Below are 16,056 nucleotides of genomic sequence, written 5' to 3' on the forward strand. Positions count from 1 at the left end.
GCGAATTGGTGAGAAATGCATGAGGCTGTCGGGTAAGCTGTCCCGGAAGGAGGTAGAGATAACCTCTTTGACTAGTTATTTATGGAAGATCTGGAAAAGAAAAAAGAGGCTTTTGCCGAATTACTGGAAGTGATCGCAACACTTCGCGTCGAGTGTCCCTGGGATAGAAAACAGACGATGGAATCGTTGAGGGCTTTGTCGATCGAAGAGGTGTATGAACTGGGAGATGCTATTCTGACAGGAGACATGGCCGAAGTGAAGAAAGAATTGGGGGATTTGTTGATGCATATCGTATTTTATGCCCAGATAGGCAGTGAAAAAGAAGCTTTCGACATCACCGATGTGCTGAATAGTATCTGTGAGAAATTGAAATACCGGCATCCTCATATTTATGGCGGGGTGAAAGTGGATAGTGCTGAAGAGGTATTGCAAAATTGGGAGCAGTTGAAATTGAAGGAAAAAGGGCGGAAACACCGGGTATTGGAAGGGGTTCCCGTGTCATTGCCGGCTTTGGTAAAGGCTTATCGTATACAGGACAAAGCGCGGGGAGCCGGGTTCGACTGGAAACAAAAGGAGGAGGTATGGACCAAAGTAAAAGAGGAACTGCAAGAGTTCGAGACAGAAATAGCGAAAGCCGACCAGGAAAAGATGGAGCAGGAATTCGGGGATTTTTTGTTTTCGGTCATCAATGCAGCCCGCTTATACGGTATTAATCCCGAGAATGCATTGGAAAAGACAAACCGGAAATTTATCAGCCGTTTCGGTTATGTGGAAGATAAAGCGAAAGAGACAGGGAAAAATTTATCGGATATGAGCCTGGAAGAGATGGAGGTTTATTGGCAGGAAGCAAAAGGGAGAGAACAGAAATAGGGGGTAAAAGATGGATTTGACAGGGAAATGGAGATATATCGAGAATTACGGCTACGGTGTCGCTGAAGGTGAGCTTTACCTGAAACAGAAAGGACAAATGCTGGCCGGCAGGATTGTGTTTACGGATAAAGTCGAAGGAGAGAGTTCTTATATGATACAGGAATTTTTAAAAGGAGAACTGGAAGGACGTAAAGTGCGGCTGGAAGCCGTCGAGTTCGACATCATTCATTCGGAGTTTCCGATTACCTATCAGCTGGATCATTGGTTCGGGTTATTGGTCGATGATAATACGATTAAAGGAGTAAGTAAAGACGGACAAGGGGTGGAAGGATATTTTGAGTTTGAAAAAGTAGCTACTAGTTTGCCCATGGAAATTTGAAATGCCTGTCATACCGGTATACAAAATTCAGGAAAGTTGACGAAAGTCAGCTTTTTTTTTATTCTTTTCTTTTAAATTGCCCATGCTATTAATCTAAAACCAGTTATTATGTCAAAAATTAAAAAACATCCGGTGTTGGAAGTCCCGGTGAGGGATAAAGTCATCTTTAAATATAACGGGCAGGAGGTAGAAGGAGAGAAGGGATATACGATAGCTGCGGCATTGCATCGGGCAGGCTTTCCGGTGCATAGTCATAGTCTGGACGGGCGGGAACGTTCGCTGGAATGCGGTATCGGTAAATGTGGGGCTTGTGAAATGTTGGTGGATGGAAAAATCCGGCGGATTTGTATTACGAAAGTGGATGGAGTGAAGGAAGTGCGGGAAGTGACCGAAGATTTTATGGCCAGAAAGGTAAAACAACCGGTAGCCGATAAAAAGAAAATTTTGCGTACGACGGTGGTGATTATCGGGGCTGGACCTGCAGGACTTGCTGTTCGGGAAGAATTCAATAAATATGGTGTAGATAATATCGTCATCGATAATAACGATAAGACAGGAGGACAATTTACTATGCAAACCCATCAGTTTTTCTTTTTCGAAAAAGAAAAACGTTTTGGTGGGATGCGTGGATTCGATATAGCCAGGACATTGGCCGGAGAAAATACCGACGGTATTTATCTGAATTCTACGGTTTGGGATTTGCTCGAAGGGAAAAGGGTGGCCGTGAAAAATATACAGACCGAGGAGATATTTTTTGTTGATGCGGATTACCTGGTTGTTGCAACAGGTGCCGTGCCGTTTATGCCGGCTTTCGAGAACGATGACCTGCCGGGGGTATATACTGCCGCTGTCGTGCAGAAAATGATGAACAGCGAGTTGACCTTATTGGGTAAAAACGTCCTGACGATCGGTGCCGGTAATATCGGTTACCTGACCTCTTACCAGCTGATGCAGGCCGGAGTGCGTGTCAAGGCTATTCTGGAAGCGATGCCCCGGGAAGGGGGATTCCCGGTTCAGGCCAACCGGGTTAGGCGTTTGGCTATTCCGATTCTGACTTCGCATATGCTGTTGAAGGCAATCCCGAATAAAGAACATAATGGTATCGTCGGTGCGGTGATCGCCCGGTGTGAAAACTTCCGTCCGGTTCCGGGTACGGAAAAGGTGATCGAAGGAATCGATGTTATCAATATTTGTACCGGATTGATCCCGGATAATCAGTTGCTCACCAAAGGAAAAGAGGTGTTCGGCGGACGTTGTTTTGCTGCCGGGGATGCGATCCGGATCGGTGAAGGGACCAGTGCGGTACTGAAAGGACGGCATACGGCGATGCAGATTATGATGGAACTAGGTGTACGGCTGGATTATGACGATTACCTTTTGTTGTCCAAAGAATACATCGATTCGCAGCAACATCCGGTGAAAGTATTGGAAGAACCCCGTTTGCCGGAAGAATCCAGACGGCTGGCCCGGGGATTCGTACAGGCGGATTGCCTGTATGGCTTTGCTTGTAACCCGTGTTCCTTTGCCTGTCCGCATGGTGCGATTACCAAAACTTCGACTTCCACGGTGCCGGTAATCGATTACGATAAGTGTATCGGTTGTATGGAATGCGTTTATCAGTGCCCCGGACTGGCTATTTTCGGTTATGATCTACGGAAAGACAATCTTTTCTTACCGATTGAATATGAAGCATATGAAGGGGCGGAAGTCTATCTGGTGAACAATAACGGGGAGATACTGGGAGAAGGAAAGATCGAAAAGATTCTGCATAAACCGAATAAAACGAATGTAGCCCGGGTAAAATCCCTGACAATACAAGGGGATGCCCTGACGCGGGTCAGGGGATTCGTTGTGAAAGACAATTACCCGGAACCTTTGCAGCCGAAACCTTTGTTGGAAGATACAGCAGGGCCCACCTATATTTGCCATTGTGATGATGTAAAACTGGAAGAAGTATTGCAAGTGATCGGGGACCGGACCTTTATTTCGATAGATGAAATCAAACATACGACCCACCTGGGCATGGGGCCCTGCCGTGGTAAACGGTGTATTCCCCGTTTGCGGACAGCGCTTCGCAGCAGAGGAATCGAATTGGTCGGAGATGCCACTCCCCGGGCTCCGTTGTCGAATCAATTGACCTTGGGTGAGATCGCACCTGCTAAAAAAGGAGATACTTATCTGGTAGCCAATCGGGATACCTTCAAGAAGATAGAAGTCAGTGCTTTGATTGCCGGAGGAGGTATTGCCGGAAGCTCGTTGTTCCGTTATATGGCAGAGGCAGGTATGAATCCGATATTGGTGAATGCCGACCGGGGATCGTCGTGGAGAAATATCGGCGGCGGACGTACGGCCTTCTCTTTACCCGAACTGGCAGAAATAGCGGCTCAGAATCATCATATTTTTAAAGAATTACAATATCTGTCCAATATCGATTACAAACCTATCCGGTACATCAGTTTTGCGCACGATGAGGAGACTTATAAAGCACTGGAAGCCAGCAAAGCCTGGTCGAAAGCGGAAATGATCGCTCCGAAGCAGTTCCGGGAAGAGATTTCTCCATATTTTAATGCTAATCCTAAAAAATATATTTCGGCCTTGGTATCGGAGGATTGCTGGCAGGCGACTCCCGGAAAAGTAGTAGACCTGGTACGTAATCTGGGAATAGCTGCCGGAGGGACGGTCATGGAGGATTGCCGGGTGCTCGAAGCTTGCCGGGAGGGGAAATATACCAGTGTTTTGGTACAGACCCACGATAAAAAATATGTGGAGTATCGTACCGAACATTTTGTAAATGCTTTGGGGAGCGGAGCCGGTAAATTGTGCGATAGTATGGGAATAGATGCCGGATTGTATCCTGTACGCCATCAGGCTTTCATTACCCGCCGTTTACCGATGTTAGGTAAACATGGGACGAATCTGGATATGTTGATCGACCGGCAGGATTACAAAGGTTTTTCTGCGGTTTATGGTCAACAGATTGCCTATACCGGCCAGATTATCGGTTGTGCTTCGCCGAAACTCGACGCTATGCGTATCGATAAGAATCTGAAAGTAAATACAAAAGCTTTTTTGGAAATCGTCAGCGAGATGTTCTCCGAATGGATTCCCGATTTGGCCGGCGTAGGAATACAAGCGGTATGGGCCGGATATTACACCGAACCCCGTTATATTGTCGATCCTGAATTGGGACTGTTCGTCGGAATGCGTGGACACGGATTCATGCTTTCGCAGTATATTGCCCGGATGTATGTCGACAAATTGCTGGGACGTCCTGTTCCGGAATATTTTGAAAAATTGAAACTGAACGGGCCCGGATTATCCGAAAAGGCGTTTAAATAAAAAGTTTGTAAGGTCTGTAAAGTTCATAAACCCTGCGGGCGCTTTTTTATGGTCACTGCAACGGCCGATCAGGCCTGAGCCTTCTCCGGAAAGGTGCCTGTAGGGATTTTCTGTTTGTCACTCCTCTCGCTCGGTTTGTGTTACCGTCGGGTGTTTTTTTACGTATGTTCTGCTCGTATATACGGTAAATATATCGGAGAGCTGCGGATTAACATTCCGGGGATTTAAATTATTCTGAGTTTTATTCTTTATATTTGCCGCAGGTAGCAGGAGTAAAACGTTCAATTAATTTAGCCATGGTTGAAATAGGAAGATTTAATACTTTGACGGTAGTTAAAATCGTCGATTTTGGAGTTTATTTGGATGGGGGAGAACGCGGTGAGATCCTCATGCCGAAAGAATATGTCCCGGCCAATTGTTTCCCGGACGATGAAGTGAAGGCTTTTGTTTATTTCGATTCGGAGGACCGGATTGTTGCAACGACGGAACATCCCCATGTAATGGTCGGCGAATTTGCATTCCTGAAAGTGGTAGCTCTTAGTCCTGTCGGGGCTTTTCTGGATTGGGGATTGCGGAAGGACCTGCTGGTGCCTTTCCGGGAGCAGCGCGATCCGATGATAGAAGGGAAATCCTATTTGGTGTATGCTTATCTGGATAAAGCGTCCGACCGGATTGTCGCTTCGACGAAGATCGATAAGTACCTGGATCAGGTATTCCCGGAATACGAACCCCACGAGGAAGTAGAAGTGTTGATCGCCCGGAAGTCGGATCTGGGATACAATGTGATTGTGAATAATATGCATTGGGGATTGATCTATAATAATGAAATTTTTCAGCCGCTGAAGATCGGCCAAAAAATGAAAGGATATATTAAGGAAGTGCGGGAAGACGAAAAAATCGATGTAACCTTGCAGCTGCCCGGATATGCAAAAATAGAAGGTTTGGCCGGTATGGTGCTTGAAAAATTGAAAGATTACGGTGGCATTCTGGACCTCTCGGATAAAAGTGAGCCGGAGGAAATCTACAAGGTCTTCGGATGTAGTAAGAAAAATTATAAAAAGGCTTTGGGGACTTTACTGAAACAAAGACTGATCGAGATCGGTGATTCCGAAGTCCGGCTGAAAACAGAAGATTAAATTCGAAGCTCATTCGTCCGGCCACCTGGATCAGGTGATCAATCATGGTTATTTGGCCGTTGATTTTTTCTTTGTGCTTTCGGGGTTTGTGGTCGGTTATGCTTACGACGATCGTTGGAATAAGATGACTATCGGTGCCTTTTTTAAGCGTCGTCTGATCCGGTTGCAGCCGATGGTGGTGATGGGGATGTTTATCGGAGCTGTATTTTTCTTTTTCGGGAGCGACGCTATGTTTCCGGAGATCGGCCGGGTTTCGGTTTGGCAGGTGATGTTGTTGTTTGTCATCGGTTCCACCCTGCTTCCTGTTCCACCCTCTATGGATATCCGCGGATGGGGGAAATGCATCCGTTGAACGGACCTGCCTGGTCACTTTTCTTCGAATATATGGCCAATATTCTCTATGCCTTGGTGATCCGGAGGTTTTCGAAGTTTTTGCTGACCTTGCTGGTGATCGTGGCTGGCGGTGCTTTGATACACTATGCCGTGACAAGTCCGAACGGTTGTCTGGCCGGAGGATGGAAACTGGACGGTCCGCAACTGAGGCTCGGGTTTACCCGTCTGATGTATCCGTTTTTCGTCGGGTTGTTATTATCCCGGACCGGTTTCCTGATCCGGACAAAATATGCTTTTGAAAAGTGTAGCGTATTGCTTTTCATCGTTCTGGCTATGCCTCGTTTAGGAGGAGAAAACCATTATTGGTTGAATGGATTGTATGAAGCTCTGTGTGTGATCGTTGTCTTCCCTTGGATCGTAGCGCTCGGAGCAGGCGGAAAGTTATCCGGGAGTCTGTTTTCGAAAGGTTGTGATTTTATGGGAAAGATTTCTTATCCGCTTTATATCGTTCACTATCCGGTTATCTATTTGTATTGGAGTTGGGTTACACCGAGACATTTGCCCTGGACATCGGTATGGCCTTCTACTATTTTGATTGCAGCGTTTTGTGTGATGATGGCTTATGCCTGTCTGAAATTGTATGACGAACCCGTAAGAGCGTGGTTGAAAAAGAAAATGGAAATCTGAACAAAGATTGTCCGAAAGTGGGAAATCTCACTTCGGGACAATCTCTGGAGTGGTTGTTCAGTCGATAAGTTCGACATCTAATGCCGGAGGCAGGTTTTGCTTTCCTTTTTTCTCCGGAAGCTCCTCCTGAATTTCCGGGATGTCTGTATTTTCTTCGGTTGCGACTTCTTGATCTTCCGGTTTGAGCTCGGGCAGATGCTCCAGCTCGTAGTCGAAGGCGGTGATTTCGGGGTAGTCGAGTTTGCCGATGAGGGTCATGATATCCCCGGTGGTATCTTCGGTTGTTTTTTTATCTTCGATCTCTGACGCCGCTTGTTCGGGCGTTTCTGTGAGATTGACCGTTTCTGAGGTTACTTCGACAATCGTAGCTGTTTCTGGCTCACTATTTACCGCAGTTGTATCTTCAGGTACCTCCTCCGTATTGGGGGGGGCAATCGTTCCGGCTTCAGAAGAGGGACCGGGGATAATTTCTTCTATCGGGGGTAAGGGAAGCACTTCCTCTGTACATTCGCAAGCCTTGGCCGGAGTCTTTTCGTAAAGTTCTCCGTGTTCACAACAGAATACCCGCCCCGGGAATTTTTCGATCAGGTCGTATTGGTGGGTAGCTATGATAATCGTTTTACCGGTGTCACAGATTTCTTTTAATAATTCCACCAACTGATAGGAGGTTTCCGGGTCGATGTTACCCGTCGGTTCGTCTGCCAGGATCAGGGGAGGGGCATTCAATAAAGCCCGGGCCAGTACGATACGTTGCTGTTCTCCGCCGGATAGCTGATGGGGCATCTTGGCTTGTTTGTCACTCATACCGACTTTCGTGAGTACGGTTTCAATCCGTTCCCTGATGGCTTTTTTATTTTTCCAGCCGGTAGCTTTCAAGACGAATTCCAGATTTTCATATACATTCCGGTCGATCAATAATTTGAAATCCTGAAAGACAATACCGCATTTCCGGCGTAGCAAGGGGATCTGTGATTTTTTGATTTTTTTTAATTGAAAACCGGCCACTTCAGCTTTCCCATATTCCAATGGCAATTCTGCATATAAAGTTTTCAGGAAGGAACTTTTCCCACTGCCTACTTTACCGATCAAATAGACAAATTCACCGCTTGCGATATCGATATTGACATTTTTGAGTATGGTGTTTTTTTGTTGGCGGATTACTCCCCCCTCCATTTTAATAATACTTTCTGCCATCTTACTGAAATACTAGGTTCAAATTTGAATATGTGTTCTAAGCCCTACTCCGTTTTTAAGTTCTTTAATCCTGCAATAGTCGCTTCCGGATCTTCGGATTTGAATACAAAACTTCCGGCAACTAACGCATCTGCCCCGGCAGTAACCAATTCCCGTCCGGTTTCGAAATTTACTCCTCCGTCGATTTCGATCAGGGTATGGCTATGGGTAGCCTGGATGAGTGCCTTGAGCTTTTTCACCTTTTCGAGCGAATGTTCGATAAATGATTGCCCTCCGAAACCGGGATTCACGCTCATGATCAGCACCACATCGATATCCTGTATAATGTCTTCGAGCAGGCTGACAGGAGTGTGGGGATTTAAAGCGACTCCGGCTTTCATACCCGAAGCTTTGATTTGTTGGAGCGTACGGTGCAAATGGGTAGACGCTTCCAGGTGAACGGTCAGGATGTCGGCTCCGGCTTTGTGAAATGCTTCGATATATCTTTCGGGTTGTACGATCATCAAATGAACATCGAGCGGTTTACGGGCTATTTTCTTGATTTGAGATACAACAGGTAAACCATAGGATATATTGGGCACGAATACGCCGTCCATGATGTCGAGATGAATCCAGTCGGCTTTACTCCGATCGACCATTTCCACGTCTTTGCCCAGGTTCATAAAATCGGCGGCTAAAAGCGAAGGAGAAACTATTACGCTCATATGCTTTGTTTTTTATGATTTATTTTATTCGGCCTTCTGATTTTCGTCTTCGTACCAACTTGCATACATCGAGTAAGCATTCACAATTCTTTCAACTTCTCCTTTCAATAACTCTTCCCCCAATTGTTTCATTTTTTTGGCCGGTGTCCCGGCATATACCCAGCCTGATTCCACTACAGTACCTTTAGTGACTACACTGCCTGCCGCTACGATCGTATTGCTTTCAACCACAGCATCGTCGAGCACGATGGCCCCCATGCCGATCAGGACATTGTCTTTGATCGTACACCCGTGAATGACGGCATTATGTGCGATAGAGACATTATTTCCGATGTTTGTCGGCGATTTTTTATAAGTGGCGTGGATGGTGGCATTGTCTTGTATATTGACTTTATTACCGATCCGGATGGAGTGTACATCGCCGCGTAGCACAGCGCCGAACCAGATACTGCAATCGTCTCCCATTTCCACATCACCGATAATAGCTGCATTATCGGCTAAAAAACAGTTTTTCCCGAATTTAGGGGTATGTCCGTTTAATTTCTTTATAATAGCCATATTGTAAATAAAATTATTTTAAAATTAAAATGTAACTTTTTAAATCGTTACGGGCTTCGAAGTTACGAATAATGAGGAAAACGGCAATAAAATATGCTAATTTTCAGTTTTTCAATTTCAATTTTCGATTATTTAATGAATCGGGCGAAACTGACTATATCGATTGGGCGTACAAGAGGGTGTAATCAGAAAAATAATTGAATATTGAAAGGAGGAAAGCAATGAATATGGTAAGAAGAAATAGTGAGATCAAACCGTTTTATTCTAATTTTCTGGATGATTTTTTGAATACCGGATTATCCGCTTTTGAAGACAGAAGAGGTGTTCCGGCATTGAATGTCAAAGAAGATGAAAAGGAACTCGCTTTGGAACTGAGAGTTCCGGGAATGAAAAAAGAAGATATCCATCTGGATTATAAAGATGGAATCTTAACGATATCCGGTGAGAAAAATGAAGAAAAAGAGGAGAAGGACAGAGATAAATATCTGAGAAGGGAGTTTACTTCTTATTCTTTCCATCGGAGTTTCGAACTACCTGAAGAGAGATATGATGTTGCAAAGGCACAGGCTGCCTATAAAGACGGTATCCTGGAAGTGACTTTGCCGAAAAAGGAGCAGAAAGATAAAGTGAGCAGACAAATTGAGGTGAAGTAGGTAGTTTGATTTTAGTGGTCAGCCGGTCCTTACGAGGATCGGCTGATTTTTGCTCATTGATAATCAGAGAAATAAAAAAATAGTTGATTTTTTTTGTCAAAATATTTGGAGAAATATATAAAATCCACTTATCTTTGCACCGTCAAAACGAAACAGTTGTTTGAAATTATGCGAAAATAGCTCAGTTGGTAGAGCACGACCTTGCCAAGGTCGGGGTCGCGGGTTCGAGTCCCGTTTTTCGCTCATCTGATGAGAGCCGGATATGTTCCGGCTTTTTTTATTTCCTTTCGAGGGATTAGGCATAACAATAACACATTTTGGGCACACTATCTTATCTTTGTTAGCTGACTATGAATATGATGAAACAAAAAACAAATTTTGCCGGATTAGTAAAACGAGTGACCTGCTTAATTTGCGGGATCTGTTTTTGTTTCGGTATCTATGCTCAGCAACAGAAACCCTTTGTGATACCTGAACTGAAGGAGTGGAAAGGAGCAACAGGCTTCTTTATGCCAAAGCAGTCTGTGCGCATCATTTATGGTGCTCCTGGGTTGCAGAAGATTGCCCGACAATTTGCTGCCGACTATAAGGCATTGTTCGGAGTACTTCCGGAAATCGCCGAGGGAAAGCCTTGTAAAGGCGATTTTTTCTTCACAATAAAGCGAGATAAAAAGTTGGAGAAAGAGGGGTATGACATTGTTATCGGTGATTATGTAAAAGTTTCTGCGAATGAACCTGTCGGAGTGTATTGGGCTACCCGCACTTTATTGCAGATGGGCGAACAATACAAGAACGGAAACTTGCCGAAAGGACATATCCGGGACTGGCCGGATTACGGTATACGCGGACTATTGATAGACTGCGGGCGAAAGTTTATTCCTATGAATTATCTACGTGACCTTGCGTGTATAATGTCATATTACAAAATGAACTTCATGCATGTGGTATTGAACAACAACGGTTTCAAAGCCTATTTCAATGACGATTGGAATCAGACCTATGCAGCCTTCAGACTGGAATGTGAAACATATCCCGGACTGACAGCCCGCGATGGTTACTATACTAAAAAAGAATTCGTCCATTTTCAGGAGGAAGCCGCAGAACGTTTTGTCGAGATCATTCCCGAAATCGACATTCCTGCCCATTCGCTTGCCTTCAGTCATTACAAACCGGAATTAGGCAGCAAGGAATATGGCATGGATCATTTGAATTTGTCTCATCCCGAAGTCTATTCATTTGTTGATGCACTCTTCAAAGAATATCTTGATGGAGAGAACCCTGTATTCCGGGGACCTAGAGTGCATATTGGCACCGACGAATATTCAAATAAAAAGAAAGAAGTTGTGGAACAGTTCCGGGCATTCACCGATCATTACATTAAATTCGTAGAAGGTTTTGGAAAACAAGCATGTGTATGGGGAGCACTCACACATGCCGCAGGAGAAACACCTGTTAAATCAGATAATGTCATTATGTATGCTTGGTACAATGGTTTTGCCAATCCGAAAGATATGGTGCAACAAGGATATAATTTGATTAGTATTCCGGATGGTCTGACTTACATCGTACCGCTTGCAGGTTATTATTGGGACTATCTGAACACAGAACGGTTGTATAAGCAATGGACTCCGGCACATGTAGCCGATGTTGTATTTGAGGAGAAAGATCCGGCAATTATTGGCGGTATGTTTGCTGTATGGAATGACATAGTTGGTAACGGGATTTCTGTGAAAGACATCCATCACCGTATTTTCCCGGCTTTGCAGACTATTGCGGTGAAAACATGGAACATTGCTCCTGCATTTTCTTATACAGAATTTGAAACAAAACGGCAAAAACTGAGTGAGGCTCCGGATGTGAATCAATTGGGCAGGATCGGTGATGATGAAAACAGTCTTGTGTATGAGACTTCATCAATTACTCCCGGATCCGAGTTGCCGTATACCGAAATCGGATATGACTATACAATCACGTTTGATATGGAAGCTGCCAATGAAAATTATGGCACCGAATTATTTCGTTCCCCTAATGCTGTATTTTATCTTGCCGATCCTGTGAAAGGTATGTTCGGCTTCTCCCGGGATGGCTATATGAACACTTTTGCTTTCCGGCCTTATCCGGGAGAAAAGATTTCTGTAAAAATCACAGGGGATGCTCTCTCCACTTCATTGTTCATAAACGGACAACTTATCGAACGAATGGGAATTGAAAAACGATATCTGAACGAAGCCGAAAAGCAGAATAATTTTATCCGTACATTAGTATTTCCGCTTAAAAATGCCGGAAATTTCAAATCTAAGATTACTAATCTGAAAGTGTATAATCGGTTATGTTCCCATGGAACCAGGGCGAAGACGGACCGACACTGAAATATGCCGAAAATACCATTTACTGCATTAGCAACACCGGGAAAAATAGGTAAGTATAGCGTACAATCCCTGGCCACCGATTTCTCTAAAGCAAGTCATTATGCTTTTTCATCCGAAAGAACGCTTGTTTTTTACAGTGTCGGCAGCAGGTTATATGCCTATGATTATAATCCCGGACATGAACGTGTACAGGATTTAGGTGATTGGGGCGGAGAAATTACCATGCTCAAATTTAATATTCAAGGATGTTATGAAGAGTCTGTTAGGCCGTGGACAGCCCATAAAGAAACAATCAATGACTTGTATATCGCGACTTATAATACCCCTGATGGCGGTCGGTTACGTAAGCTGACCGTCGGAATAAACCCGGATGTAATCGAGGTGACATCCGATCCGAAAGCCGATTGGACAGGCCTTGGCAAGATAGTGAATATGGATTGGCGGAATGATTAGAAAGTGGAATATTATCTTGGATTCCGGGACGGAGCTTTTGTCCCGGAATCTGTTAAAAAAGAGGACCGAAGAAAAATATTCTGTATATCAAATTTATTACTACGTTTTCCGTTTTCCACTTTTTGTTGTAACTTTGTTTTCATATGATGTTGCGTCGATATGGAAACGAATCCCCAATTAGAGCTTGCTTTTAATTTTCTGGAATATACCGGTACCAGTATTTTTTTGACCGGTAAGGCCGGTACAGGAAAAACGACATTTTTACGGGAGTTGAAGCGACGTTCGCCTAAACGAATGATTGTTGTCGCTCCTACCGGTGTGGCAGCGATCAATGCCGGGGGAGTTACCATTCATTCATTTTTTCAATTGCCTTTCGGACCTTATGTTCCGGGTAGAACCGAAGAAAACCGCTCGGGTGAGAAACGGTTTAACCATAAATTCGGACGGGAAAAAATCAATATTATCCGGAGCATGGATTTGCTGGTTATCGATGAGATCAGTATGGTCAGGGCAGATTTGTTGGATGCGGTGAGTGATATGCTCTGCCGCTACAGAGACCGGAGCAAACCGTTCGGCGGGGTACAGTTGTTGATGATCGGTGATTTGCAGCAATTGGCACCTGTCGTGAAAGAAGAGGAATGGGGGATATTGAAGCATATTTATCCGTCTCCTTTCTTTTTTTGCAGCAAAGCATTGCAGACGGTCGCGTATCAGTGTATCGAATTGACTCACGTATACCGGCAGTCGGATTCGGTATTCATCCATTTACTCAATAAGATCCGGGATAACCAGGTGGATCTGGCTACCTTGAAGGCCTTGAACAGCAGATATATACCCGGATTCAATCCGGATGATTCCGAAGGATATATTACGCTGACAACTCATAATTACCAGGCTCAGCAGATCAATAACCGCAAACTGGATGCGCTTGAAGGAAGGGCTTATACCTATTCGGCGGAGGTGAAAGACGATTTTCCCGAATATGCTTTCCCGACAGATCAGCATTTGGTATTGAAAAAAGGGGCTCAGGTTATGTTTGTGAAGAATGATTCGTCGGCTGAGAAGCGGTATTATAACGGAAAAATCGGACGGATTACAGCGATCAGTGCCGACAATATCCTGGTGAGATGCGGGGACGAAAAGGACGCGATTACAGTAACCCGGGAAGAGTGGACCAATACCAAATACAGTATCGACGCTGAAACACAGGAAATTTCAGAGACTGTCGCAGGTAGTTTTAAACAATATCCCTTGAAAACGGCCTGGGCGATTACCATTCATAAGAGTCAGGGGTTGACTTTCGAAAAAGCTATTGTCAATGCGGGAGCTGCCTTTACGCATGGGCAGGTGTATGTCGCTTTGAGCCGGTGTAAAAGTCTGGAAGGGTTGGTTTTGGGAACACCTTTACGTCCCGAGGCTCTGATCAACGATCAGGTGGTGAAGCATTTTACGGATGAAGTTTCCCGGAATCAGCCCGGACCGATGCAGTTGGAAGATGCACGCAGGGCCTATTATTTACAGTTGTTGAAAGAACTGTTCGATTATAGTGGTGTACTTAAACGCCTGCAACATGTAGCTTGGGTATTCGGAGAACATTTGTGGAAATTATACCCCGAGTTAACCAAGCGTTGCCGGGAGGTCAGGGAGTTGTGTCATAGCGAATTGACGGAGGTGGGAGAAAAATTTCAGATGCAGCTGGAGCGTCTGATCGAAGGGGCTGCAAATTACGATACCGATCGGCAGGTCGGGGAAAGGATAGCTAAAGGAGTTGCTTACTTCAGCGAACAGACCGGCCGGCATATCGTAGCTTTCTTAGAGAGTGCACAACCCGAAATCGATAATAAAGACGTACGTAAAACAGTCGGGGAAGCTTTGGAGAAATTGAGGTTGGAAGTGGGGGTGAAGATAGAGACTCTGGAGGCTGTGAAAGAAGGGTTTGAAGTGAAGGCCTATTTAATGGCGAAAGCGAAGGCTGTATTGGAAAAACCGAAACCCCGGGCCAGGAAGACCACCGAAAAACTGGAGGTCGGAGAAGATGTTTTGCATCCGAAATTATACAATGCCTTGCGTTTGTGGCGGAAGGAGGAAGCGATGCGTCTGGGATTGCCGGCCTATACCGTTTTGCAGCAGAAAGCTTTGCTGGGGGTGGCCAACACGCTGCCGACAACAGGGAAAGAATTACTGGCTATACCGGGGATCGGGAAAAAGGTCGCGGAACGTTATGGGGCTGCCTTGCTGGAAATGGTGGATCATTACCGGCTGAATATTTAAAGGATAGAAATTTGATATGTGGAAATAAATTTTCACATTTGTACTTCAATGAATTACTAAACTTATAAAAGAATAGATAATGGAAGATATTTATGTGCTGGGTGTGGATATCGGAGGGTCACACATTGCTTGTCAGCTTGTTAATTTGAGCGACTGTAGTTTGATCGAAAATACGTATGCCGAAGTTAAAGTGGCTGAAAATCAAAGTGCCGGTATTATTCTGGCAGCTTGGGAAAAAGCGTTGAAAGAGTGTATGGGTAAAGCGGCAGGTAAGATTATCCGTGGAATTGGAGTCGCTATGCCATCACCTTTCGATTTTGTGCAGGGGATCGCTATGGCCGATCACAAATTCGCTTCTCTGAAAGGACTGAATATCCGTCAGGAGTTGAGCCGTGTTACAGGCATCCTGCCTTCTTCTATTTTATTTACGAACGATGCCGCTGCTTTCGGTATGGGCGCCTGGAGATTGAACGGAAGCCGTGACCGCCATTTGATCGGAGTGACTTTGGGTACCGGTTTCGGAGCTTGTTTTATCGTAGACGGTTGTTATGCTACTTATGGCCCCGGAGTGCCTATCGGAGGAGAACTGTGGAATTATCCGTTCCGTGGGGTGATCGCTGAGGATTATGTTTCTACCCGCTGGTTCGAAAAGCGTTTTGCCGAATTGACCGGAGAGGCGATTCACGGGGTGAAAGGAATGATCGATTTATACCAGGCCGGTAAATATAAGACAGAGACCGAGCAGGTCTTCCGTGAATTTTCGAATTCTTTCGGAGAGATCATGGTGCCCTTTATGACCCGATTTAATGCCGATATGCTGGTGATCGGAGGAGGTATGGTACTTTCCGAACAGTATTTCCTGCCTTTGATCGGTCAATATATGAAAGCCAACGGGATCAATGCTTCTATCATGACGGTCGCCGATACAACGACTGCAATTATTGCGGGAGCTGCTGCTTTATGTGATTTGATATAAAAGAAATTGGATCAGATATTTAGGTATCGATTTAGCGATGGGCTGGAATAGAACCGGTTCATTAATAAATCGATACAAAATAACCGAAGAACTTTTATCCGGAGCTTTCCGTATACCGTGTGAGTTTAATTTTC

At 44.9% G+C, this 16,056-nt stretch carries 13 protein-coding genes, 1 tRNA gene and 1 pseudogene; 12 read left to right on the forward strand and 3 right to left on the reverse strand.

Features of this window, described 5'->3' with window-relative positions; translation table 11 throughout:
- Window positions 1-81 precede the first annotated feature (81 nt).
- From mazG to ODOSP_RS01200, 6 genes are all read left to right on the forward strand, one after another.
- Entirely contained in the window at window positions 82-870 is a 789-nt protein-coding gene (gene mazG / locus ODOSP_RS01180) for a nucleoside triphosphate pyrophosphohydrolase (RefSeq protein WP_013610590.1), read from the forward strand.
- Between the two features lie 10 nt (window positions 871-880).
- The gene (locus ODOSP_RS01185; RefSeq protein WP_013610591.1) at window positions 881-1,249 is read left to right on the forward strand and encodes a hypothetical protein; all 369 of its coding nucleotides are present in this window, start codon (window positions 881-883) and stop codon (window positions 1,247-1,249) included.
- 108 nt (window positions 1,250-1,357) lie between these two features.
- Window positions 1,358-4,588: an FAD-dependent oxidoreductase gene (locus ODOSP_RS01190; RefSeq protein ID WP_013610592.1), complete on the forward strand. Its 3,231-nt coding sequence runs from the start codon at window positions 1,358-1,360 to the stop codon at window positions 4,586-4,588.
- 296 nt (window positions 4,589-4,884) lie between these two features.
- Complete coding sequence (locus ODOSP_RS01195) at window positions 4,885-5,724, forward strand: CvfB family protein (protein ID WP_013610593.1); 840 nt, start codon at window positions 4,885-4,887, stop codon at window positions 5,722-5,724.
- A gap of 52 nt (window positions 5,725-5,776) precedes the next feature.
- Complete coding sequence (locus ODOSP_RS18595; protein ID WP_148233347.1) at window positions 5,777-6,076, forward strand: hypothetical protein; 300 nt, start codon at window positions 5,777-5,779, stop codon at window positions 6,074-6,076.
- On the forward strand, window positions 6,055-6,744 hold the full coding sequence (locus tag ODOSP_RS01200; protein ID WP_071823571.1) for an acyltransferase family protein: 690 nt from the start codon (window positions 6,055-6,057) through the stop codon (window positions 6,742-6,744). Before ODOSP_RS18595 ends, ODOSP_RS01200 begins: the two co-directional genes overlap by 22 nt.
- 546 nt (window positions 6,745-7,290) lie before the next feature.
- Here ODOSP_RS01200 and ODOSP_RS20505 read toward each other — a convergent pair.
- The 3 genes and pseudogenes from ODOSP_RS20505 to ODOSP_RS01215 form a co-directional block, all read right to left on the reverse strand.
- Window positions 7,291-7,938 (reverse strand): annotated as a pseudogene (locus tag ODOSP_RS20505) (cell division ATP-binding protein FtsE); the annotation flags it as partial.
- A gap of 44 nt (window positions 7,939-7,982) precedes the next feature.
- Window positions 7,983-8,642 carry a ribulose-phosphate 3-epimerase gene (gene rpe / locus ODOSP_RS01210; protein WP_013610595.1) on the reverse strand — a complete coding sequence of 220 codons (660 nt, stop codon included), beginning with the start codon at window positions 8,640-8,642 and terminating at the stop codon, window positions 7,983-7,985.
- A gap of 24 nt (window positions 8,643-8,666) precedes the next feature.
- Window positions 8,667-9,200 carry a gamma carbonic anhydrase family protein gene (locus ODOSP_RS01215; RefSeq protein WP_013610596.1) on the reverse strand — a complete coding sequence of 178 codons (534 nt, stop codon included), beginning with the start codon at window positions 9,198-9,200 and terminating at the stop codon, window positions 8,667-8,669.
- Window positions 9,201-9,427: 227 nt separating this feature from the next.
- Between ODOSP_RS01215 and ODOSP_RS01220 the strand changes: the two genes are divergently transcribed.
- From ODOSP_RS01220 to ODOSP_RS01250, 6 genes are all read left to right on the forward strand, one after another.
- A complete protein-coding gene (locus ODOSP_RS01220; protein WP_228026195.1) occupies window positions 9,428-9,853 on the forward strand; it encodes an Hsp20/alpha crystallin family protein in 426 nt (141 codons plus the stop codon).
- A 170-nt stretch (window positions 9,854-10,023) separates the two neighbouring features.
- A tRNA-Gly gene (locus ODOSP_RS01225) sits at window positions 10,024-10,096 on the forward strand.
- 107 nt (window positions 10,097-10,203) lie between these two features.
- Window positions 10,204-12,222, forward strand: a complete 2,019-nt coding sequence (locus tag ODOSP_RS01230; RefSeq protein ID WP_013610598.1) for a family 20 glycosylhydrolase — start codon at window positions 10,204-10,206, stop codon at window positions 12,220-12,222.
- Between the two features lie 3 nt (window positions 12,223-12,225).
- Window positions 12,226-12,675, forward strand: coding sequence for a hypothetical protein (locus tag ODOSP_RS01235; protein WP_013610599.1), 450 nt, complete (start codon window positions 12,226-12,228; stop codon window positions 12,673-12,675).
- Window positions 12,676-12,834: 159 nt separating this feature from the next.
- Window positions 12,835-14,946: an HRDC domain-containing protein gene (locus ODOSP_RS01245; RefSeq protein WP_013610600.1), complete on the forward strand. Its 2,112-nt coding sequence runs from the start codon at window positions 12,835-12,837 to the stop codon at window positions 14,944-14,946.
- 79 nt (window positions 14,947-15,025) lie between these two features.
- On the forward strand, window positions 15,026-15,922 hold the full coding sequence (locus tag ODOSP_RS01250; RefSeq protein ID WP_013610601.1) for an ROK family protein: 897 nt from the start codon (window positions 15,026-15,028) through the stop codon (window positions 15,920-15,922).
- The last annotated feature ends 134 nt before the right edge of the window (window positions 15,923-16,056 follow it).

The sequence above is a fragment of the Odoribacter splanchnicus DSM 20712 genome, assembly GCF_000190535.1.
Classification (GTDB): domain Bacteria; phylum Bacteroidota; class Bacteroidia; order Bacteroidales; family Marinifilaceae; genus Odoribacter; species Odoribacter splanchnicus.

Bases quoted from the DNA above. Each gene is read 5' to 3' on its own strand.
- mazG (WP_013610590.1), top strand. From the start codon at position 82: ATGGAAGATCTGGAAAAGAAAAAAGAGGCTTTTGCCGAATTACTGGAA.
- ODOSP_RS01185 (WP_013610591.1), top strand. From the start codon at position 881: ATGGATTTGACAGGGAAATGGAGATATATCGAGAATTACGGCTACGGT.
- ODOSP_RS01190 (WP_013610592.1), top strand. From the start codon at position 1,358: ATGTCAAAAATTAAAAAACATCCGGTGTTGGAAGTCCCGGTGAGGGAT.
- ODOSP_RS01195 (WP_013610593.1), top strand. From the start codon at position 4,885: ATGGTTGAAATAGGAAGATTTAATACTTTGACGGTAGTTAAAATCGTC.
- ODOSP_RS01200 (WP_071823571.1), top strand. From the start codon at position 6,055: ATGGGGGAAATGCATCCGTTGAACGGACCTGCCTGGTCACTTTTCTTC.
- rpe (WP_013610595.1), bottom strand. From the start codon at position 8,642: ATGAGCGTAATAGTTTCTCCTTCGCTTTTAGCCGCCGATTTTATGAAC.
- ODOSP_RS01215 (WP_013610596.1), bottom strand. From the start codon at position 9,200: ATGGCTATTATAAAGAAATTAAACGGACATACCCCTAAATTCGGGAAA.
- ODOSP_RS01220 (WP_228026195.1), top strand. From the start codon at position 9,428: ATGGTAAGAAGAAATAGTGAGATCAAACCGTTTTATTCTAATTTTCTG.
- ODOSP_RS01230 (WP_013610598.1), top strand. From the start codon at position 10,204: ATGAATATGATGAAACAAAAAACAAATTTTGCCGGATTAGTAAAACGA.
- ODOSP_RS01235 (WP_013610599.1), top strand. From the start codon at position 12,226: ATGCCGAAAATACCATTTACTGCATTAGCAACACCGGGAAAAATAGGT.
- ODOSP_RS01245 (WP_013610600.1), top strand. From the start codon at position 12,835: ATGGAAACGAATCCCCAATTAGAGCTTGCTTTTAATTTTCTGGAATAT.
- ODOSP_RS01250 (WP_013610601.1), top strand. From the start codon at position 15,026: ATGGAAGATATTTATGTGCTGGGTGTGGATATCGGAGGGTCACACATT.